The organism is Ktedonobacter sp. SOSP1-52 (genome assembly GCF_016587395.1).
The window spans coordinates 720,123-742,121 of the sequence record NZ_BNJH01000003.1 but is presented as its reverse complement, the minus strand read 5'-3'; the positions used below and the strand labels follow the sequence as shown (position 1 = coordinate 742,121).

Below are 21,999 nucleotides of genomic sequence, written 5' to 3'. Positions count from 1 at the left end.
AAGCCGAGGTAGATCCTAGAGGAGATTTAGGAGACTATGTACCAGTCTGCTCCAATTCCTGGCGCAGGCGATGTATACGCTGGCGATAGACATCTTCGGGCTGTACATCCCCTGGCTTAGGTTCATCTCCCATGCTCACATGCCACTTACGAAAGGCCAGGCCGATCTCCGTTTGGTAGAGCGCTCTTACACGCAACCACTGCTTCAATCCACGTTTTCTTAAGACTTTGCGCTCCGCCTTCGCCCGCTGAAACGAACTCTGAAGCAGAGCATACTCATCTACACGTATGACACCACTACTGACCTCGGACGCCAGGAATTCACGCACGACGGTCGCTTCATGTGCCAATGATTTTACCAGGATATAGAGCAGGGTCAGTTGCGTCACAAAGGGAGGGATATAGTTGCCCAGGATGGCGACCCACCAGACCGTTAAAGCGATCGCGTTATTGGGCAAATTGGTTACCAGCGCGCCCGCGTAGAAAATCACGAAGTCATAGACGCTATGCAACAACACCGCGAGCAGGAAGCCTCCGGCTGGCACCAGCCACTGCTGCCAGCGCACGCGTGTATGCCGCATATAGCCTAGCGCGACACCTATGCACACCGTAAAGGTGGGATGCGTTAGCCAGCCCAGGACAATGCGCGCCACGATCAGGTAGGGCAGCGATCCCTTGGAAACATTGGTGGCAAAGTAGAGAAAGTTCTCAGTCAGGGCGAAGCCCGCCCCGATCAAGGCCCCGTAGACAAAGCCATCGGTCACATTATCAAACTCGTCCCGCAGCATATAAAAGAGCAGGACCAGGCCCAGACCTTTTAAGGCTTCCTCAGTAATACCGGGATTGAGTCCCTGTAAAAGCGAGCGTAGCAGCGTGCTCGTTTGCGGCCCCAGGCTACTAATCCAGGCATCCACCAGGCCTTCGCTCAGTTGTGCCAGGGGAATGGCAATAATCCCTCCCCAGAGAAAGGCCGCCAGGCGTAAGAACCAGGGTTCGCGCTCATAGCGATCAATTACATTGACCAGCCAGATCACGATACCCGCAGGAATTAAGGGGATAAACAGGGTTAGTAGGAGGCTGGAGATGCCATGCTGAAGCACGGTCACGCCAAAGAAGGTATTAAAAAGCAGGATAATTACCGCGCCCATGGCGAGTAGGGAGATACCCACTGTTCCCAGGAGCCAACGCAGTTTGTTGCCCCGCCGACCACCGAAGGCGAATTGCATCGTCACACCACCAAAGAGAGACTCCTGCTCCTCCCATTCAGTCGTCAGGTTCTCCTCCACCTCCAGGGGCACGCTCCCCGCTGGAGACGCTGGCATGCCCATACTCTGTGCTCCGCTACCAGGCAGCTTTGTTGGCGAAGGTGCCAGCATGTACGAGGTCGACTCAGGTGCCGTTATCAATGGCGTGGGAGCAGAGAGTATGTCATTGAACATAGCATCTGGAAGCGGCGTCACGGCGCTCTCGCCCGTCAACTTCAGTTGGCGCTCCTTCTGTTGTGAAGCCAGGAGATCTTGATGTAGCGATGAGAGTTGTGTTGTGGGGATCTCATCAGCGGGGTCAGAAACTTTTTGCGGCGCAATTAATTGCAGCGTTGTATGCCCCAGGATAAGCATATCTTGCGACTGCAAGGATAGACTCCCTCCAGCTGGCACTGCTCGCCCGTTGACGCATACTGTGTTACGCATCGTCAGGTTAAAAATACGCCAGCCCTGTTCAGTCACTACTAACCGAGCATGCTCCCTCGAGACAGTCGGATCCATCAATAAAATATCATTGCTCAGCGCTCGCCCGATGGAGGTCTCTCGATTCGTCAATACATAGACGAATCGCTCACCTGCCAGCCATTCAGTCGGCGTCAGCTCAGCATCTTCAAATGCCGCATTGGCGGGCAATTGCACACGCACAACACGCAGCACGCCATAGGTCTCTTTCATGCTACGTTTCTGGTTCCCAACACTATGCCATCTATCCTTAAAATTTTCGTACTTTAGTGGTTCTATTGAACTCTATTATACCAGCTTTCAGTGGGACAGTAACTGTATCACATCTTCAACCAGGGCGCCTCCAGCTCTCGTCTCGGGAGTAATGGGTGTGAGTCTGGAAAACGGCAGAGCCGTTTTCCAGACTCACACCCATTACTCTTGAGCGCCGCAGGCGCGAAAGCGTATGTCAGGAGCAGACCACTGCAAAGGCATGAAGAAAAGAGCATACCTCTTGACAACGATACTGGATCGTTCGACAATGAGCACGCAGAGAGAACTGCTACTAAAAGATGAAAGCAGAAGAGAATCGAATTTGGACGCGCAGGCACAAACATATCTACAACGCACAACAACTTTTTTTCTGGAGAGGAATATTCCTGCTTATCTCGTGGGAGGATCCGTTCGTGATCTTCTCCTCGCTCAACCGTGTCATGATTGGGATATAGCGCTCCCAGGCGATACAGTCACCATTGCGCGTCAGCTAGCAAATACGCTGGGTGGAGCCTTCGCCCACATGAACGATAAGGCATGCCGGATTACGATCCCTTCGCCTACCGGGCCAGACATCGTTTTTGACCTCTCACCCTGGCGTGGAGAGACGATTGAGGAGGACCTTCACGCCCGCGACTTTACTATCAACGCCATGGCGCTCGCTCTCCCCGGGCTGCTCGCCTCGCTTGAGTCTGGGACCCAACTAGAGTTGGTCGACCCACTCTATGGGCATATAGATCTCCAAAACAGGACGCTACGTGTGGCGAGTGAGCAGAGCTTCCGCCAGGACCCCTTGCGCATGCTACGCGCGATGCGTTTCCTCATTCACTATCAACTGCTTCTTGATCCCTATACCGCAACCCTGCTTAAGCGGGATGCCTCGCTCCTGCCCCAGGTTGCTAGAGCGCGCGTTCACGAAGAATTCTACGCACTTTTACGCTTTCCCAACACGACCGATCACCTGCGTTTACTGGATCAGTACGGACTCTTCACCATGCTCTTTCCTGAGTTTATCCAGGCGCGTGGCATGCCCCAGCCATCCCTCCACCACTGGGATGTGTTTGAGCATTCTCTGGAGACACCACGCTACCTACAACTGCTTGATGAGCTCTTACATGCCAGCCCGACCGAACTACGCGCCTCACCCCTCACCTTTGATGGGCATGATGACCTGGTTGAGCTACAAGTCCTGCTCCAGGAGGCAGAGCAACAGGGCGTCTTCCAACTGGCAAGCCTTTCGCAGCCTGTCACCAGGCTCGCCGCGTTACTTCATGACGTGGGAAAAACTGTCACCTATACCGTTGATGAACACGGCAATATCCACTTCTATCATCATCCCCAGGCGGGTGTGCCACTAACACAAAATATCATGCAGCGCCTGGATGGCAGTACCGCTGACCGTCGCCTGGTTCAGCTTGTCGCCGCTCACCATATGCGTCCGGGGCAGCTCAGCCATAGCGACGTAACGCCTCGCGCCATTCGCCGCTACTTTGTAGATCTGGGACCAATCGGCATCCAGGTTGCACTCGTCGCCCTGGCAGACCACCTGGCAATGCGCGGGCCTCTTCCGCTCACCGAGGCCTGGCGCCAGCACCTGGCGGCTGTGCGCTTGCTCTGCGAACGCTATATCCGTCAACGCGAGAGTATTCTTCCTCCGCGCATGCTACAAGCCGATGAACTGATGCGCCGCCTGGATCTGAAACCAGGCCCCATCATCGGTAAACTCCTTGAGGCCCTGGCCGAGGCCCAGACTGACGGCATCGTCCGTTCCAGGCAGGATGCACTCTGGTTTGCCAGCGAGAAATTACAGGAACTCAAAAATGGGGGTATGGAGTAGGCAAATTGTAGGGTCCAAGCTTGCTTGGACTTCTGCTCACCAGCTAATTGCTTCCTACAGCGAAAGAGTCCAAGCAAGCTTGGATCCTACGCCTCTCCTTAATGATTTAGCATCTGCTCCTCGCGGAATCTAGAGGACCCAGTGGCCAGTTAAAAACTGGGTAAGCAGGAAGAAGAGCACTGCCCCTGACCCCATCAGATACAGGTAGTTCACATACTTGTTTCGCCCTAGAGTTGCCAGAAGCACAAAAGCTGGAAAGAGTTCAATGACATAACGAGACATTGACTCAAGCGCATAGCGCTCATCTGTTTTTGTCACCAGGTGGAAAAAGAGCCAGAGTACCAGCCCATAGAGAACATAAGAGAGATAAGCGCGCGGCAAACGCCAGGGGCCAACGAAACATAATATTAACAGGCCCAAGATCAACAGGTCACAGCCCAGGTCGATCAGGTTGCGCAACGATTGGAAACTCAAGAAACCACTGCTTCGTTTCACCGCCAGGGCCGAGTCAAGAAGACCCATCCACGGAAACGTGAGCTGACGATTCCAATGGGCTTGAGCATGCGAGAAGGCCAGCGGATCGCCAAAGCGTAGATAGCAATAGGCGGCAAAAAGTCCTGTTCCCAGCGGAACCAGTCCCATACTCAACACCGCTGGCTGGAGAAGGCGCTTAAGCGCGAACTGGCGCTGACGCGCATATTCATAGGCGAAGGGAACAAGCAGAAAGACTCCTGCGGAGCGCGTCAAGCTAGCAAAGAAGCCAAAAAGTCCTGCCAGCCACCAGTGACCTCGCCGCATATTATAAAAACAGGAAAGCGCTAAAGCGAGAAAGAGCGCATCGGTATAGCCAGCAGCCAGGAAGAAGGCCGTTGGGAATACCGCCAGATACAATATTGCTCGCTCGGCTCGCTCCTGGTCAAAGTCCTCTTTCACTAACTGATAAAAGACCACCAGCAATACCAGGAAGGCAATATTCGAGATACACATCGAGGCGATCAAAGGGTCATGGGTGAGCGGCGTAAGCGCTGCAATGAGCATAGGCTGCAAAGGGAAAAAGGCGGTATGCCAGGCCGATGTATAGCCATCTTGCGCCAGGCCGATATAGTTCCCAACATCCCAGTGGCGCCATTCCCGCCAGAGCGTCGATAGAGGCATGTTGGTCCAGGCAAAATCATCAATCCGAAACAACATCGCCAGACAGGAAATAATAAAAAAGGCCACGTGTATTCCCAGGTAGAGAGGAAAAACGGCCAGCGTAGCCTTGCCCCACTTGCGCCACCCCTGTTCCTTGCTGCCTGATTCCCCCTTTTTTACGACATCACGTTTCTCAGTACTCTCTGCATGCTCTGCCAATATTTCTTTTTCCTTCTCTCGAGAAGTATAGCGCAGCACCTGAATGCGCACCTTCGTCTGAATTCGCCCGTATAGAGGGGGTTAGCCGAGTTCTTTAGATTATTGTATCGAAGCATTCAAGTCTGCTTGTTTTTTTTCAATGGTAAAACGCCCGGCGAGAAGGCATTGTAACAGACCACATCCATTTGGTCATGCGTGTATCTCAGCGTTTATGCTTTTGGTAAAACCCACCCGTTCAATCGCTCATTGGAGAAGCTTTCTTTTGGAAAGGGAGATAGAACATTTTTACTATCCATGTGCTTTTCCCCCCCTTCTCGCATTGACAAAACGCCCTTCATGGCGTACCATTAGGTAGCACTACAGTGGCTTTTCATAGTCAGGGCGGCACCTTGTGTTCGCCCTCTCTTGCCGCTTGGAGATGGTTTTGAAGACTATTGCGATTTTATACCAGGGACGCAAGCAGGATACCAGAAGCTTTGCTTCCCAACTTGTACCAAACTTACGCCAGCAAGGTTATGAAGTCCGCTCCATCGATATTCGCACGGAGGGGGATGAGCAGCCCGACTCAAAACTGGAAGGGTGTGATCTCGCGCTCGTTTTAGGTGGCGATGGCACGCTTGTCCATGCTGCCCGTATTTGCTCTTTTGCCGACTTACCCATTGTTGGTATCAACTTCGGACGCGTTGGCTTTTTGAGTGAACTTGAACCCGACGAGCTTCCCACACATTTACACTATTATCTTGAGCGCGACTCATCAGTCTGGGTAGATGAACGCACAATGCTCCAGGCAGTGCTCACGCAAGATGGACAAAGCGAGGAATTTCTCGCGCTAAACGATATCGTTATCGCTCGTGGGACCTGGCCACGCGTCGTTCGCGTCCAGGTCTGGGTCGACGATAACTACTATAACACCACAACCGCTGATGGGATGATTCTCTGCACAGCCACTGGCTCAACCGCCTATAATATGGCTGTTGGAGGTCCGCTCTTGCATCCACAGGTGCAGAGTACGGTGCTCTCGCCAATCGCACCACACCTGAACTCGAATCGCTCGCTCATCTTACAACCAGAGGCCCACGTTAAACTACGCATCGCTACCGGGACTCAGGATGGTGTCTTCTCGGCTGATGGTCAACGCAACCGGGAGGTGAAGGATGGCGCGATTGTTACCGTCAAGAAGAGTCCACGCATAACCAGGTTCCTGCGTCGGCGGCCACCGACCTCTTTCTATCAGATCATCAACGATAAGCTGAAAAATGATAGTACGCAAGAAATTGAGCATTCTGGCAAGGAAGAAGCAGTAGAACATCATCATGCTACTTGAGCTAAACATTAAAGATTTCGCGATTATCGACAGCTTACACTTACGCCTCAACCGCCAATTTAACGTTTTTACTGGCGAAACGGGCGCGGGTAAATCTATCATTATCGACGCCGTAAACGCTCTGCTGGGCGGCAAAATCGGTGCCGAGTTTGTGCGCGCGGGTTGCGACCGGGCAACGGTTGAAGGCATCTTCTCTATCGATGCGCTTCCTCCTGTCGTGGTTGAGGGCATCGAGGTCCTTGCTCCCGTGGGGGCGGATACACCCGCTAACTTGTTGGAGGCTATTGAGGAAGCCGAGAGTCGCCGTAAACAGCGCGCCGCCGATACCGAAAGCGCTGATGCCCAGGTCGCCTTGGCCTCTCTCTTACACGAGTTTGATATCGATCCTGAAGATGGGCAACTAATCCTCTCACGCGATATTTTCCGCTCAGGGCGCACTGTGGCCCGTATTAATGGCCGCGCGCTCTCACAGCATGTCCTGCAACAGGTTGCCAGCTGGCTGGTCGATATCCATGGGCAGAGCGAGCATATGACACTGCTGCGCCCAGAGCAACACATCAACTTCCTGGATCGCTACGCCGAATTGCTTCCCCTCCGTGATCAACTCAGCAGTAAGGTCGCGGAATGGCGCAACGCGCGCAAAACGCTGCAATCCCTACAGCAGAATGAGCGCGACCAGGAGCGCCGGGCCGAGTTCCTGCGTTTTGAGATCGAGGAGATCGACAGGGCAGAGCTACGCGTCGGCGAAATTGAGGAACTCGAAGAAGAACGTAAAGTCTTGAGCAATGCCGAGCGCCTGCGCGAACTGTGCTCGCTCATCTACGAAGCATTGCAGGGTTCGGATCTGGGAGACAGTGGTTATAGCCCCGCCCTCGACCTCCTGCGTGGCGCGCAACGCGACCTGAGCGAGTTAAGCCGCCTGGATTCAAGCATGGATGAGCTGAATGAGTCCCTGGCCGAGGCCATTTATCAGCTTGAAGATGTCGCGACCTCGGTCAGCAGCTACCAGTCAGATATCGAGGATAACCCCTCACGCCTGGTCGAGATTGAGGAGCGGCTCGATCTGATCGCCAAACTAAAGCGCAAATATGGCGCCAGTATTGAAGAGATTCTACAGCGCGCCTCCGATGACCGGGCGGAGCTGGATACCATCGTCAATCGCGACGAGATGATTCAGAAACTCCAGCAGCAAGATAGCGTCTTTCGCAAGGCGATTGGCGAAATTGCCGATACCCTCTCGCGTCGCAGACGAGAGGCCGCGACTCACCTGGCAACCGCTATGGAAGAGCAATTAAACGACCTGAACATGCGTCGCGCGCGCTTCCAGGTCGAGATTCTCCAGGCGCCCGATGAAAATGGCATTCCCTCAACAGTCAATGGGGAACCACTTCAACACTACGCCTGCGATAACACTGGCATTGACCACGTACAGTTCTTGATCGCCCCCAACCCTGGTGAACCATTCAAACCCCTCACCAAAATTGCCTCGGGCGGTGAAACTTCGCGCTTGATGCTCGCGCTCAAAACCATTCTTGCAGGCGCCGATGCAACTCCTACGCTTATTTTCGACGAGATCGACTCTGGTATCAGTGGACGTAGCGGCCAGGTCGTGGGCGAGAAGCTCTGGCAGTTGACCCTCAATCACCAGGTTATCTGCATCACGCACCTGCCCCAGATCGCGGCCTTCGCCGATACCCATTATAACGTCAATAAACAGATTATCGACAATCGAACCATGACCATCGTGAATGAGCTACGCCCAGAACAACGTATGCGCGAGATTTCGCATATTATGGGCGGCAATGTGACAGAGTTCTCGTTAAAAAGCGCGGAGGAGATGCTGGCACGCTCCGATCTCTGGAAAGAGAACTGGAAGCGCAACCTGCGTCAGAGCCGCCATAATCATAACCCAGCTAATCACTATAATCAACCCATCGTCTAGGAGTTTTTACATGCTTTCTTCTCTCCCCCGCGAGCAGCAGGATGAAATCGCACGCTTGGCTGAGCGTTACGGCACACCAGCACTACATAATGCGGCCCTCTATACTGGCGACGATTATGAACCACTTAATAAGCCAGATCGCTATGGCGAGGTCTGTATGGTCGTTCGCCGAAAACAAAGCGGTCGCCTGTTGACGATGAAGAAAGCCTTCTATCCACCAGCAACCTTCCGTCTGCTCACTGGTGGCATTCATCATGGGGAGTCGATCTACGATGCACTAGTACGCGAGACCCATGAGGAAACGGGTCTCGAAGTAACTATTACACAGTTCCTGGCCATTGTTGCCTACCAGACGGAGAACGCCAGAAAGACTCCCTCATTCTATACCTTCGCCTTCCTTCTGGATGAGGTTAACGGGACCCTGGGCGCCATCGATGAAGACGAGGCAGTTGAGTCCTTCCGCGAGATTCAACCCGCAGAGCTTCCTCAACTGGCAGAGCACCTGGAGCACCTGACCCATACCGAGCAACGCCCCCATCAGAACCTGGGCAACTGGAGCGAGTGGGGACGCTTCCGCGCCGTCGTCCATCGCGTCGTGTGGGACAAGCTACAAAGCCAGAGTAATACCAGAGCAAGCAAGTGAGCACAAGCCACATAGTACTCCTGGAGCAAGGACAATCTCGACAGGCTATGCTATAATAGGCACTGACAAATAAACGGGGTAACAATAACATACCCTGGGCGCGTGTAGATACACAGCTACATTCATCTATCCACCCCTACCACACTAAGGACCTGTCTGATGAGTAAGAAATTCATGAGCACTTTGTTGCTCTTCGCCGTATTTATTGGCTTCATGTACTGGGGCATATCGCTGCTAATCTCAACCATTAACTCACCGAAGATGGATGGCGAATATATCGTGTATTCGATCCTTCTGCTTGTCTGCGCCGGGTACGCCTTGATCTCCCTGCTCTTACTTCCACGGAAGAAAATGCGCTAACCTTACATAGCTACTGACTTCGCACGGTTTTCTGTCGATAGTGAAATACTAACCAGCATGCCAGGATACCTCAGGGCATCCTTCTGGCAGGGGTCTCCTTTTTTAGGGATAATGGCCCTTCTGGCACTTCGCTTACCTCTCGCCCAATCCAGATTAGAAAAGAATGTAGGATCTGCCGATGATCGATGAACGGATTAGCACTACGCCCATCGCTATTCGCCTCGCGACGCCCGCGGATATTGAACAGATTGATCACCTCGACAGTTTTAGCGCCTCGCCCACGCGCTCGATTCATCGCGAGGTCGAGAAGTACTTTGGTTCTGTTGACCCCTCAACGCATGAATACACCCTGATCTTCCTGGCCGAAATCGCTGGTAATGTCTGCGGGAAGGCAGAGCTGATGCTTCCTCCCACTGAAGCGCCTCAGCAGATTGGCTATGTCAAGCGCGTCATTGTCCATCCCGACTATCGCGGTCGCGGCATCTCCAAACCGCTCATGCGCTACCTGATTGACTATGCACACGAAGAACGCCACCTCACCGCCATTGATCTGCTGGTGTGGGAGAATAACGTTCCCGCCATTCAGCTCTATGAGGAGCTTGGCTTTAGCCTGCAACATCGCGAACTCTACTATCGGTTACACCTGTAGAGAGCCTCGATCAACCTATGTCAGCGTACTTTTTTGTTCATTTGCCTGACCAGTTGTGACATATTCGCATTTCACTTCGTTGTAAGACATGGACCGAGAAAGGAACCATGCAAAGCTGTCTCACCACAGACCAGCATTCCTCCTAACCAGCACATACCCTGTGTTGAGCCTCGGTTACTCTGATGGAGGTGCTAGACGCTTTATCCTTTTGGGATGACAACGATGCTATCGTTTTTCTCCTTTGCCAAAGGAGGTCCTGTCTCCCCCTCAGCCAACGGATAAAGCCCGCTTATATGTCACAACGAGCTGTTTTTGCACAGACTACTCAACCGGTCGAGAAGACATTTCAACAATTACTCCACGATAAGGTCGGGCACCTGCTGCAAACCTTCTTTGTGGCGGAGATCACGCCGGAGAATTATCACCTTTTCGATCTGCAACGACGCGCCCTCTGGATCGGGGTCGCCATTTTCTTACAAACACTCAATGAAATCGACCACGACTGGTATATCCCCTATCTGATGCCAGTGGGTTCGCTTATTCCCTTCGTGCTTATCCTTGGGAGCTTTGTCGCGATGTGGATGGCGCTTCGGCCCGCTTCACAGCCACGCCCAAAGTCCGCTATCAAGCGACCTCCAACGCGCTGGCAAAAGCTTATGCTTCTCGCCCTACTCATTCTCACAGTAATAGGCGCGGTTGAGCTTGGACGGGGCCTGATCATGAGCGTCCTGCCGCCTCAATTCTCCAATGATGGCACTTCGCTTGATACCAATGCTGCGATGCTGCTGCTGGAGGGGCGCAATCCCTATACCAACTCCAATATGCTGGATATTTATCGCAACCAGAACTTTACGCTTGAACCCAACTGGACCACGCCCTTGCGCCAGGGACAGTTCGCCAACCGCTATGACTATCCCTCCATCGCCGAATTTCGTAGCGCCCTCGATACTGCGCTCAAGGCTGGCGAGGCTCCCGAGTTCGAATCTAAGGTCAGCTATCCCGCCCTCTCCTTCCTGACCCTGCTGCCCTTCGCCCTGTTTAAAAACTATAATGTCCTGCCACTCTACCTGGCAAGCTATCTTTTCCTGGTCGCCATCGCCTGGAAGGCATCACGTCCAGAGATTCGCCCATGGGTCCTCCTGCTGAGCATTGCCAATGTGCCCATGTGGAGCTCCACGGTCGGAGGCAATCTCGATGTCCTTTGTACGCTCTTCGTCGTGATTGCCTGGCTGCTACGCGAGCGACGCTGGAGTACAGCGCTCTTCTTTGGCTTGGCCCTGGCAAGCAAGCAAACTGCCTGGTTTATCGCGCCCTTCTACTTTGTCATGCTCTGGCGTCTCTATGGCTTTAAAGAGGCTGTCTATCGCTGCATGCTGGCGAGTATGTTCATGCTTCTCATCAATATGCCATTTATTCTCTGGAACCCTCATGCCTGGCTCGCGGGTGTCCTCGCGCCCATGGCAGATCCCATGTTCCCCATGGGAGTTGGCCTCGTTGGCTTAAGTGTGACGCACCTGCTACCGTTCTTGCCAACCAGCGTGTATACTCTGTTGGAGGGCGTGGCAATGCTCGCCATGCTCTACGTCTACTGGCGTATCTGCCGCAAGCGCCCCGAGGCCGCATTCCTGCTAGCGATTATTCCGCTGTTCTTCGCCTGGCGCAGCCTGCCATCCTACTTCTATTGTGCAGCCCTGCCCATGTTCGTCTTGATCAGCTCGCGGTTGACGCCGCTATCTGGTCAAGCCCTGGCATCAGCCTTCTCTACGATGGTTCAGCGCAACAAGGTCGGCATGGCCTCGTCATTGAACGCGCCCCTTTCTATGTAAAGGAGAAGACAAACGCACAGGTTTTCCATCAGAGACAAGAAGAGTGCTCCTGGCAAAAGCACTCTTCTTTTTGTTGTTCCGCTCGACTCTTCCCCTACTTCGTGGTACAATCCACACGATAATAAGTTGTGAGGTGAGCGCGATTTATGGTACGGAAAAAAGAGCCAGCATTTAGCCTGACTGACGAAGAACAACAGCAGCAACAACATCTGCTTACACACTATCATACTCTGGCAGAAAGCCTGCGAGAAAGCACGGATGCCTCCTCAATCGAGCACGTGTTGCAAGAGATTTTGCAATATACACCAGAGCTTCAGCAAACAATTGCTAAAGAGCTCAGCAAGGAACAGCACAGTGATGCTGCCGATATCCTGCTCGCGCTCCATAGCGTCAGCCCCAACAAAGAGGTACGCAAGGAGGCGAGACGTGCGCTCCTGCGCTTAGAGAATGCCTCGATCAAACCACAGTGGCAGGCTCCTCAGGCACGCACCTCAGTTGTGGAGATCAAGACGGCAAACCCACCACGCTTCTGGCGAGGACAGGTCTCACAGACACGCGAACAGGGAGAAGTACTCCTCTCGCTCTACTGGGAACAGGGCTATGACTATACCGAGGTGCGAAGCCTTACCTTCGTTCTTGACTTCTGGCGCGATGGCGTCCGTGAGTTCATCCTGGAAACGCTCAGCAAACGTCGCGTACTTGAGAGCATAGAGGAGCGCCAGGTTACCACCAGTCATGCCTTTGTTGAGTGTACCCTGGCAGAGGGCAGACGCTTGATCGAAGAGGCTCTCGCGACCAATACCTGGCGTGGGAACCAGCCCGCAGCCGAATACCGCCATCATAGCAACACCCTCAATACTCTGATCTTCCAGGCCCAGGATGTTGAGCGCGACCGGGGTCTGACCTTCATGTATCCCGAGATGGATGCCCAGGAGACGGCTATTAACTTCGTGGGCGCCTGGTCAATAGGCGATTATGGCCTGACCTATGATCTCCTCAGCCGGGATAGCACGCTATTAAAAGATATAACACGCGCTGAGTGGATTGAACAACATCACCGCTGGTCCGATGAAGCCCACCCCGCCCGCCTTATGCTGACGTTTGTACAGGAGCACGAGGCACCGCAAAGCACACTCTGGCTTCCCTCCAGTGCGACCAGCAGCCAGGCGAAGCGTGTAGAGGTCGAAATTGGCTGGTCGCTTGAACTCAGCGAGACCATGCTTAGTGGTGCATTGGCCGAAATGCCGCTAGGAACGGCGATCAACAAGGAAACGGGCCGGCACTGGTTCTGGAGCAAATACACCATGGCGCGCGAAAATAATGAATGGCGCGTTCAGCGCTTCCATGATGAGGGGGCACGCCTGCAAGGACTTCCCATTACGGAGATTCAGCAGCAGATTACGCGCCGGGAAGAGGAGGTCGAGGCCAAAGCCAAGCAGCCAGCGGAGGATATGCAAAGCCTGCTTGATGAGCTGACACGCGGCTTCTACCAGATCTTACACTACTATGATGCTCTGATTGCCCTGGTTTCACTTGATAGACAGCCATGCGAAGCGGCCACTGGCCGTGCTATGGCCCTGGGCAATCCCGAGCGAGCTATGGTTTATCTTCAGCGGTTGGTCGAGCGCTTCCCTGAGCGACTCGAGTTAAATATGCGTAGTCTCGCAGGGACATACGCCACCTATGCCTTTAACGAGGCTGCGGCCAATATACCCGGACGACGTGAGCATTTCCTGGAGCTTGCTGAAGCAACGCTTCGCGACCTGCTAGAACTACATAATGATGCGCTGAATCATCTTCTCCTGGCTGAGCTTTACAGTAGCCAGGAACGCAACGAAGAGGCCGAAGAAGAGCTACACCAGGCAGAAGCGCTCAATCCTACCACTGACGAGCAAGGCAGTATCGAGGCCAACCTGGGTGCACTAGCCATGCGCCGCGAACAGATGGCCACAGCGTTAGCCCATTTTGAGCGCGCCTCAAAGCTGGTACCCAATCATCCAGGCATCTGGTTCAATCTAGGCTTCGTCCATCGCCTGCTGGGACATATGGAGACAGCGGCGTCACACTATAAACACGCCATTGAACTGGAGCCACAGGATATCCGCCCCTACTCTGAGCTTACAGCCATTAATATGAATCAGCAGGACCAGCAGGAGGCACGCCGGGTCGTTGAAGCCGGACTTGCCGCCAATCCTGACTCGGCTCATCTGCTCGCGCTGCATGCCTCGGTCTTACATGTACTAGGCGAAGAGCGGACCGCGCAGCGCCAACTTGAGCAGGCGGAACGACTCGATCCAACCCTGGAGATCGTCCAGGCCACACGCCAGCAACTCGAATTGGAGAAGAAGAGAAAATAGCGGGCTTTACGCGCCCCATGCTCACTGTTCGTAGTGAATAATATATGGAAGGGAAAGATGGATTGTGTCACAGAAACAGAAGGCAGGAGCAAACTCAAACGCGAACTCAAAAAGGGCGCATACCTCCCCAGGCCTGAACCCTGAAGAGCAGGCCTGGGTACAACAACAGCTTACCGACTATCCGGGCTATACGCAAGCGCTCCAGGCCGCGACGCATGCGCGCCAGGTCCAGGAGGCACTCTCACCCCTGCTGGCTCAATCCGAACCTGTGCAACAAGCCCTGATACAGGGCCTGGGCAAACAGATTACTCAGGAGGCCGCCGACCTCTTGCAAGCGCTACACGAACTGGCATCAACCAAAGAGTTACGCAAAGAGGCGCGCCGCTCCCTCCTACGCCTTGAGAATGCTAAAATTACGCCACGCTGGCACTTGCCAGCCGAGGAGCAGGTACCTGCGCAACTCATCACACCCCAGGCCAGCACTCCACCTCGCTTCTGGAAAGGCTTTTATACCGATACGCTTGCCGAAGAAGAGGCGGCAGAGGTCATCCTCCTCTGGGAAGAGGGTGATGGCTATAAAGAGGCACGCATAATGGGTATGACGCTGGACTATCGCCTCCACGGTATTGAAGACTTCTTCTATGAAGCACATTTGAGCAAACGCCAGGCCGAGAAACGCCTGGAGTATATACGCACACAGCAGTTTTCAGGAGCACGCTTCCTTCCGTGCACTCTGCCAGAGGCTCGTCACTTGATGGAAGACGCCCTGGACGTTCTGGAAGAACATGGAGCGCGCGCCCCAATAGATTTCGTTCGCTACCAACATATTGTCGATGAGCTTATCCTGAGCTCACCAGACACAGAGATAGAAAATGAGGATGAAGAGATAATGCCGAAAGAGAACGAGCTCGGTCCCTTTGATATGGCTCAGGAGATGCAAAATTTTTTCGAAAACTTCTTTGCCGCAGGCGACCTTTTCGACCAGACGGTTGAAGAGTTCTTCGATGCCTGGAGTGAGGGCAACTATGGAGAAGCCTACGACCTGCTCGCACACGACAGCCCGCTTCGCCAGGGACTCGAGCGTGAAGCCTGGGTCCAGTTGCGTGAGCAATGGCGCGCCGAGGCCCAGCCAGTGAACTTCCGCATTCTAGGCCTGGAAGAGCGACTGGAGGATGAGGAGGAAGAGGATTTCCTTGACGAGGAAGAGGAAGACGACGAGCTAGAGGAGGAAGAGGAAGACGACGAAGACGAGCTAGAGGAGGAAGAGGATGAAGACGAGCTAGATATCGAAGCCGAAGAGGGGATCGTCGATGTGTGCTGGTCACTGGAGATGCGGCAGACGCCACTCTCAGAGCGCCTTCCCGAACTGCCCAGGGCAACTGCTGTCTATGATGTGACTGGGCGCCACTGGTTCTGGTCCAGCTTTACTGTCATCGATGAAGGTGGCGAGCCACGCCTAGTCTCTCATGTCGATGAGGGGACACAGCTCCAGAGCCTCTCTGACGAGGAGCTCGAGACCCGCTCCGATGAGCTTATCCAGCGTTACGAACAACTAATGGAGAAACTGGGCATCGATGAAGAGGGCAATCGCATCGTCCGAGAGGAGAGCGAGGACGAGGAGAATGAAGAGTTGGTCTTCACCCAGACGCTAGCCGGTCTTCAAAAAGGCATCACTATCACCAGTAAGTACCTGCACCATCTCGATGCCTTGATCGCGCATCACCCAGACGAGAAGTCCGAGCAGTATCAGCAAGCAGCTAGCCAGGCGGAGGCATCTCAGGACCTGGAACGCGCCGCGTATTACCTGCAAGCCATCGCGGATCGCTTCCCTGAACTTGCACCAAAGGCCTTAATCAGCCTGGCAAATGCTCAGCAGCGCCTGGCTCAGGCGGCGGAGCAGGATGAGGAGCGCTCCACGCGTTTCTTCAAGCTCGCCGAACAGAACCTCCACACCAGCCTGGAGAAGGAGCGTTCCGCCCTGGGCCTGATCTTACTGGCCCAACAGCTCTCGCATGAATACGCCAAATTTGATGAGGCCGAGAAACTGCTTCACGAGGCTGAACAGCTCTCGCCCAATGCTAACGAGGCATTGATGATCGCTGTCAACCAGGGCATGATCGAGGAATACCGTAATCATATTCCGCAGGCTATCGAGCATTATCAGCGCGCCACCACCATCGCTCCAGACTTCCCCAATCTCTGGAACAATATTGGCTATCTCCAGTTAAACATGGAGCAGTACGACGAGGCCGAAAAGAGTTTCTTGCAGAGCGTTGACCATGATCCCACCAACACAGAGGCATACGTACACCTGGCGGATCTCTATGTCCAGGTACGCGAGGATATTGATGGCGCCGAAGATATCCTGCAGCAAGGGCTAGAAATCAATGAGGACGATATCGGCATTCTAGGCAAGCTGACTGAGGTCTACATTCAGAAAGGCGAGCTGAAAGAGGCCGAGCAGTACCTTGAGGCCGCGGAGGAAATCTCGCCTGATTCGGCTTTCGTCCAGGAACTACGTGCCAACTTAGATCAGGCACGCGCAGAGAAACGACGTGCCATGAAATCTCGTGGCGAACAGCGCAAAGCGAACCAATCTCAGAACAAAGCGAAAAAGCACAAGAAATGATGACAGATTTCAACGAACAGTTGCAAGAACGTATGATTCATTATCATACAGTAACGCTTGGACCCCTGACACGCCAGGGACACGCCACGGCTGAAGTGACGATCGAGAAGGAGGCGGAGGAGCCAAAGCTCCTCCAGCTCCTCGTACCCGCGGGATTGCCGGGCGAACGCGTCACTATCGCGGTCGAGGATCCTCCAAAACCACGTCCCGGGCGTCGGAGCCGCCGCTGGAAGCCGCGCCCACCTCGCGTCTGGATCACCGAGATTCATGAATCTTCGCCGGAGCGCGTGGTTGCTCCCTGCCCTGTCTTTGGCACTTGTGGTGGCTGCCAGTTGCAGCATTTGCAATATGAACGCCAGCTCACCTGGAAACGTGAAATGGTGGAAGAACTGCTACGCGAGATTGGTCACTTTGAACAGCCTCCATTGCTGGAGACCATGGCTTGCGAAATCCCCTGGAACTATCGCAATCAAATGCGCTTCTCCATCAATCGTGAGGGGCAACCAGGGCTGACCGCACGCGACACGCGCCGGGTTCTACCGCTTGTCTCCTGCCCCATCGCACATGAACGCATCAACCGCGCGCTTACCGTACTAAGCCAGTTTGAGAATCCGCGCCCACAGGTCATTGTGCGCTATGGTGTCGGCACAGGACAGATGCTCCTACAGCCTCAACAACCCGAAGAGGTGCAGCAACAATTGCAAGAAGCAGGACTGACCATTTGTGACGAGACCATGGAGGAGAAGCTGGGTGGCAAGACCTTCCGTATCCGCCCTAGCTCGTTCTTCCAGACCAACACGCCACAGGCTGAAAAGATGGTTCGCATGGTGCTTGATGGACTCCTCGCGCATCGACCCGCCAAGAAGGATCCTGCACAGTTGACCATCGTCGACGCATACTGCGGCGTTGGCACCTTTGCCCTGCTGATGGCACACCACTTTGGTCGCATTATCGCCATTGAGGAGTCGCCCAGCGCCATCCGCGATGCCCATTGGAACGCACGCGATACCAATAACATTGAGATTCTTAAAGGGAAGGTTGAGGACGTGCTACCCGGGCTAAGCGCCCAGGTAGATGGCTTTGTCATCGATCCGCCACGCGCAGGCTGCCAACCCGTCGTTCTGGAGACGCTGCTGCGCTATCCCGTTGAACGCGTGGTGTATGTCTCTTGCGAACCATCGACCCTGGCACGCGACCTGGATATCCTCTGTCATGGCGACGAGACCTACCAACTAGTCTCTGTGCAGCCGCTCGATATGTTTCCACAGACCGCGCATATTGAATGTGTAGCCGTCCTGGAACGCAATAAGCATGAAAATATATAGTTACGTACAAAGCTTCTCACCAGGTAATTGACTCTATGTTAAATCATCATACGCATTTGCTGCTTGCCTCCGCTTCTCCCAGGCGCAGGCAGATTATTACCTCCCTTGGCCTGCCTTACACCATTGGCGTGTCGCCAACCGATGAAGAGGCAGTCCAGGCACTCTATCGCGGGCTTGCGGACGGCTTGGCGCAATGGACCGCCGCGCATAAAGCCCTGGGCGCCCTTACTATGCCCGAGTCTCAAGGCGCACTCGTGGTGGCGGCGGATACCACCGTCCTCCTAGACGACCAGGTCCTGGGCAAGCCGCGCGACGAAGAGCACGCGCGCCAACTCCTGCGCTCCCTGCGTGGACGCTGGCACCGCGTAGTCACAGGCGTTATCGTGTGTGCGCTCAAAAATGGTCAAATCACGATGTTTGGCGCCAGCCAGGCTACACCTGTGCTCATGCGCCCCTATAGCGATGCCGAGATCGACGCCTATATCGCCAGCGGTGATCCTATGGATAAAGCTGGCGCCTACGGTATCCAGAATCCCGATTTTCAACCGACCGAGCGTATTGATGGCTGCTATTTGAACGTCGTTGGCCTGCCACTCGGCACGCTAACTGGGCTGCTTGCACGCTTTGATGTTCAGCCGCTGGCACCACATGTCGCAGATCCAGCCTGCCCCTGCTGCCCCTGGTCCACGCGCTTGCTTAAGAACGAGGCCACCCACGTCTAATTACATGCTTAAGTCATCTTCAGCAGCAATGGCAAGGCAGACAGAAGAAGTTGTGGTACGGGGGCGCTACGCCCCCAGCCCAACGGGGGACCTGCACCTGGGCAATCTGCGCACCGCCCTGCTGGCCTGGCTCTTCGCTCGCCGCGAACAGGGACAATTTGTGCTACGCGTCGAGGATCTCGATCAGCCCCGTGTACGCGCGGGCGCCACACAAAGCATGCTGAACGATCTCCGCTGGCTCGGGCTGGATTGGGATGAGGGTCCTGGCGTGGGCGGCCCCTATGCGCCATACACCCAGAGCAAGCGCCTGGAGATCTACGAGACCTATCTGAAACGCCTTCAGGATGCAGACCTAGTCTATCCCTGCTATTGTAGCCGGGCCGAGATCATGCACGCGGCGAGCGCGCCTCAGCAGGGAGCAAAGGATGGACCACGCTATCCCGGCACCTGTCGCTATCTGACGACACGCGAACGTAGCCAGCGTGAGCGAATGCGCCGCCCCTCGCTTCGTCTGCGCGTGCCGGATGAGAGCCAGGTCGCCTTCACCGATCTTGTGAAGGGGCCAATGACGCAACATGTTCAGCAGGCAGTTGGCGACTTTATCATCCGGCGTTCGGATGGTATCTTCGCCTACCAGTTCGCCGTAGTTGTCGATGACGCCCTGATGCAGATCAACCAGGTCGTGCGTGGCGCGGACCTGCTCTCCTCGACTGCGCGTCAGATTCTGCTCTTTCAGCTCCTTGGCTTCCCCATCCCCACCTTTGCCCATGTTCCCTTGATTCTAGATGCCACAGGCAAACGCCTCTCCAAGCGAGATGGTAGCACGGGCCTGGCTCCCCTGCGCGCAGCGGGACAGACACCACAACACATCATCGGGCAGCTTGCGACAAGTTGTAGCCTCCTGCCGAATGGTACTCTTCTCACCCCTCACCAGCTCCTCGCGGTCTTCTCTCAGCATCGATATGGTATAATGCGCACAGAATAAACAAGTCACACAAAAATCACAGACATTTCATCATCCTGAGATTTTGCCATGAGAGGCGCGTAAACATAAACTTGCGCCTACCAATCAAGGCAAAATACAGGATGTGTGTTATCTGGCGTCTTCATCTGGTTAGCGCACTAGAAGGGTTCTCGTAGTTCGGATGATTTTGGCACAGGATCTTATTAATTATATCTGGTTAAAGAGTATGATACAGCCGGTATTTCGCATCATTATCCTCGTTGCCGCTACATTGATAGCGATCTTTCTAGGCTTGCAGTTCCGCCGTAGGCTCAGGGCGCGCTTGAAGAAAACGGTGCTCGACACCTGGATTATCGAGACGCTTGGAATACTCATCATTCTTCCGCCCGTGATTATTGTTCTGCTGATTGCGCCTATTATCTACGATTGGGGATTCAATCACTTTAAGGATTGGATAGATGGCATTGGTACCACTCTCAAAATTGACTCAGGCAATCTCCCTAACACACTCTGGCATCTCTTCTGGACCTTCTTCTGGACAATTCTGGTCATTGCCCTGGGCCTGGGCGCAGCGCGTACCGTTCGTGACCTCATTGTTCGCTCGCTGGGCGAGAATCGCATCGATATCAACATTCGCACGCTTATCGGGCGCATCTTCTATCTTGTCACGCTAATTATCGTGCTCTTTGTCCTGCTCTCAATCTGGAATATCCCCATCACGGCTCCCTTGACGATTCTGGGTGCCCTGACGGTTGCGATCACGGTCTCAATTCAGGATATCGTCAAAAATCTCTTCTCCGGCTTCTACCTCCTGGTTGAGCGCCCCTTCTACATTGGCAATATCATCACGACCAATAGCGTTGGCATCAACTACACTGGGCGCGTAGAGGATATTCAGTTGCGCGCGACGAAGGTTCGTCAGCTCTCCGGTGAGGAGATCATGATCCCCAATGCCTATCTCTTCAATAACGTGGTCGTCAATAGCTCATACTATGGTGAGCGTCGCGCCGCCATCACGATTACCTTGCCGCAAGACAAGTTTGTGAAGGACGAGACGGCCGCCATCATTCTCCGCGAGCTTAAAGAAATTCCGGCTGTGATTCCCAAACCCGAACCAGGCGTGCACTTTACGAGCTTTGCCGCGCAAAAAGTCACGCTGACCCTACGTTTCTGGATCAGCGTTGAGCAGACAGATACGATTACCGATGTGATGTTTGCGCTCTATCACGCGCTGCCTGATGCTGAGTTGACGGTAACCGAACTAGCTGGCAATATATAAGCAAGCAAACTCCTAATTCTGGTAGGTGGTGAGGTCTGACTGCCCGAGGCAGCCAGACCTCACCACCTACCAGAAAACTGAAAAAATAAGAGGAAGAGATACCGTTGGAAGAGCAGCAGAGATCACAGCACACGCAGTCGGTTGAGCATATTGGTATTATGGGAGGCACCTTTGATCCTATTCATAATGCCCACCTGGCGGTTGCAGAGGAGGTTCGCGTCGCGCTGAATCTCTCATATATTCTTTTTATTCCGACCGGGCAGCCCCCACATAAACGTACGCATCACCTCACTCCATCCCAGCATCGCCTCGCCATGGTCGAGCGCGCCATTGCCTCGAATCCTTTTTTTGCCTGCTCGCGCATCGAGGTGGATTGGTCTGGCCCATCTTACACCACTGATACCCTGAAACGCCTGCGCAAGCAGCTCGGTTCCCGGGCCTGCCTCTATTTTATTATTGGCTGGGATAGCCTGCTTGATCTACACAAATGGCATGATCCCGAGGGCATTCTTGCGCAGTTGACCGCGCTCGTAGCGGTGGGCCGCCCCGGCTATTCAGCGTCTGGGGCGCTTGGGAACCCCTTCGATCAGGATAATCTGGACAACACGGAGTATAATACAAAGCTAGAGGAGCGTTTGCCTGGTATCACACAACGTCTGCGTCTCGTGCAGGCTCCCATGCTGGAGATCTCTTCAACTGATCTACGCCAGCGTGTCGCCCAGGGACGTCCCATACGTTATCAAATGCCTGATGCTGTGACAGAATACATTCACGAACATCATCTCTACCAACAATAGAGAGTAGAGGACAT

At 54.2% G+C, this 21,999-nt stretch carries 16 protein-coding genes; 14 read left to right on the top strand and 2 right to left on the bottom strand.

Going from position 1 to position 21,999, the window contains the following annotated elements; genetic code table 11:
• Nucleotides 1–34: 34 nt before the first annotated feature.
• Nucleotides 35–1,939: a PrsW family glutamic-type intramembrane protease gene (locus JMJ16_RS28790; RefSeq protein WP_201387220.1), complete on the bottom strand. Its 1,905-nt coding sequence runs from the start codon at nucleotides 1,937–1,939 to the stop codon at nucleotides 35–37.
• 280 nt (nucleotides 1,940–2,219) lie between these two features.
• On the opposite strand from JMJ16_RS28790, the gene JMJ16_RS28785 reads away from it, so the two are divergent.
• Nucleotides 2,220–3,815: an HD domain-containing protein gene (locus JMJ16_RS28785; RefSeq protein WP_201387218.1), complete on the top strand. Its 1,596-nt coding sequence runs from the start codon at nucleotides 2,220–2,222 to the stop codon at nucleotides 3,813–3,815.
• 129 nt (nucleotides 3,816–3,944) lie between these two features.
• On the opposite strand, the gene JMJ16_RS28780 is transcribed toward JMJ16_RS28785, so the two are convergent.
• The gene (locus JMJ16_RS28780; protein WP_201387216.1) at nucleotides 3,945–5,168 is read right to left on the bottom strand and encodes a mannosyltransferase family protein; all 1,224 of its coding nucleotides are present in this window, start codon (nucleotides 5,166–5,168) and stop codon (nucleotides 3,945–3,947) included.
• Between the two features lie 424 nt (nucleotides 5,169–5,592).
• Between JMJ16_RS28780 and JMJ16_RS28775 the strand changes: the two genes are divergently transcribed.
• The 13 genes from JMJ16_RS28775 to nadD all read left to right on the top strand — a co-directional run bounded on the left by JMJ16_RS28775 (nucleotide 5,593) and on the right by nadD (nucleotide 21,985).
• A complete protein-coding gene (locus JMJ16_RS28775) occupies nucleotides 5,593–6,492 on the top strand; it encodes an NAD(+)/NADH kinase (protein WP_201387215.1) in 900 nt (299 codons plus the stop codon).
• A complete protein-coding gene (gene recN, locus JMJ16_RS28770; RefSeq protein WP_201387213.1) occupies nucleotides 6,482–8,434 on the top strand; it encodes a DNA repair protein RecN in 1,953 nt (650 codons plus the stop codon). The genes JMJ16_RS28775 and recN overlap by 11 nt, the downstream gene beginning before the upstream one ends.
• Before the next feature lie 10 nt (nucleotides 8,435–8,444).
• Entirely contained in the window at nucleotides 8,445–9,077 is a 633-nt protein-coding gene (locus JMJ16_RS28765; protein ID WP_201387210.1) for an NUDIX hydrolase, read from the top strand.
• 159 nt (nucleotides 9,078–9,236) lie between these two features.
• On the top strand, nucleotides 9,237–9,437 hold the full coding sequence (locus JMJ16_RS28760; protein WP_201387208.1) for a hypothetical protein: 201 nt from the start codon (nucleotides 9,237–9,239) through the stop codon (nucleotides 9,435–9,437).
• A 178-nt stretch (nucleotides 9,438–9,615) separates the two neighbouring features.
• On the top strand, nucleotides 9,616–10,086 hold the full coding sequence (locus JMJ16_RS28755) for a GNAT family N-acetyltransferase (RefSeq protein ID WP_201387206.1): 471 nt from the start codon (nucleotides 9,616–9,618) through the stop codon (nucleotides 10,084–10,086).
• A gap of 293 nt (nucleotides 10,087–10,379) precedes the next feature.
• Complete coding sequence (locus tag JMJ16_RS28750) at nucleotides 10,380–11,912, top strand: hypothetical protein (protein ID WP_201387204.1); 1,533 nt, start codon at nucleotides 10,380–10,382, stop codon at nucleotides 11,910–11,912.
• A 146-nt stretch (nucleotides 11,913–12,058) separates the two neighbouring features.
• On the top strand, nucleotides 12,059–14,269 hold the full coding sequence (locus JMJ16_RS28745; protein WP_201387202.1) for a tetratricopeptide repeat protein: 2,211 nt from the start codon (nucleotides 12,059–12,061) through the stop codon (nucleotides 14,267–14,269).
• A 64-nt stretch (nucleotides 14,270–14,333) separates the two neighbouring features.
• Nucleotides 14,334–16,898: a lipopolysaccharide assembly protein LapB gene (locus tag JMJ16_RS28740; RefSeq protein WP_201387200.1), complete on the top strand. Its 2,565-nt coding sequence runs from the start codon at nucleotides 14,334–14,336 to the stop codon at nucleotides 16,896–16,898.
• Nucleotides 16,895–18,223, top strand: coding sequence for a class I SAM-dependent RNA methyltransferase (locus JMJ16_RS28735; protein WP_201387198.1), 1,329 nt, complete (start codon nucleotides 16,895–16,897; stop codon nucleotides 18,221–18,223). The genes JMJ16_RS28740 and JMJ16_RS28735 overlap by 4 nt, the downstream gene beginning before the upstream one ends.
• 35 nt (nucleotides 18,224–18,258) lie before the next feature.
• On the top strand, nucleotides 18,259–18,945 hold the full coding sequence (locus JMJ16_RS28730; RefSeq protein WP_201387196.1) for a nucleoside triphosphate pyrophosphatase: 687 nt from the start codon (nucleotides 18,259–18,261) through the stop codon (nucleotides 18,943–18,945).
• 28 nt (nucleotides 18,946–18,973) lie between these two features.
• A complete protein-coding gene (gene gluQRS / locus JMJ16_RS28725; protein ID WP_201387194.1) occupies nucleotides 18,974–19,930 on the top strand; it encodes a tRNA glutamyl-Q(34) synthetase GluQRS in 957 nt (318 codons plus the stop codon).
• 205 nt (nucleotides 19,931–20,135) lie between these two features.
• Complete coding sequence (locus JMJ16_RS28720) at nucleotides 20,136–21,188, top strand: mechanosensitive ion channel family protein (protein ID WP_201387192.1); 1,053 nt, start codon at nucleotides 20,136–20,138, stop codon at nucleotides 21,186–21,188.
• Nucleotides 21,189–21,292: 104 nt separating this feature from the next.
• Nucleotides 21,293–21,985: a nicotinate-nucleotide adenylyltransferase gene (nadD, locus tag JMJ16_RS28715; protein ID WP_201387190.1), complete on the top strand. Its 693-nt coding sequence runs from the start codon at nucleotides 21,293–21,295 to the stop codon at nucleotides 21,983–21,985.
• The last annotated feature ends 14 nt before the right edge of the window (nucleotides 21,986–21,999 follow it).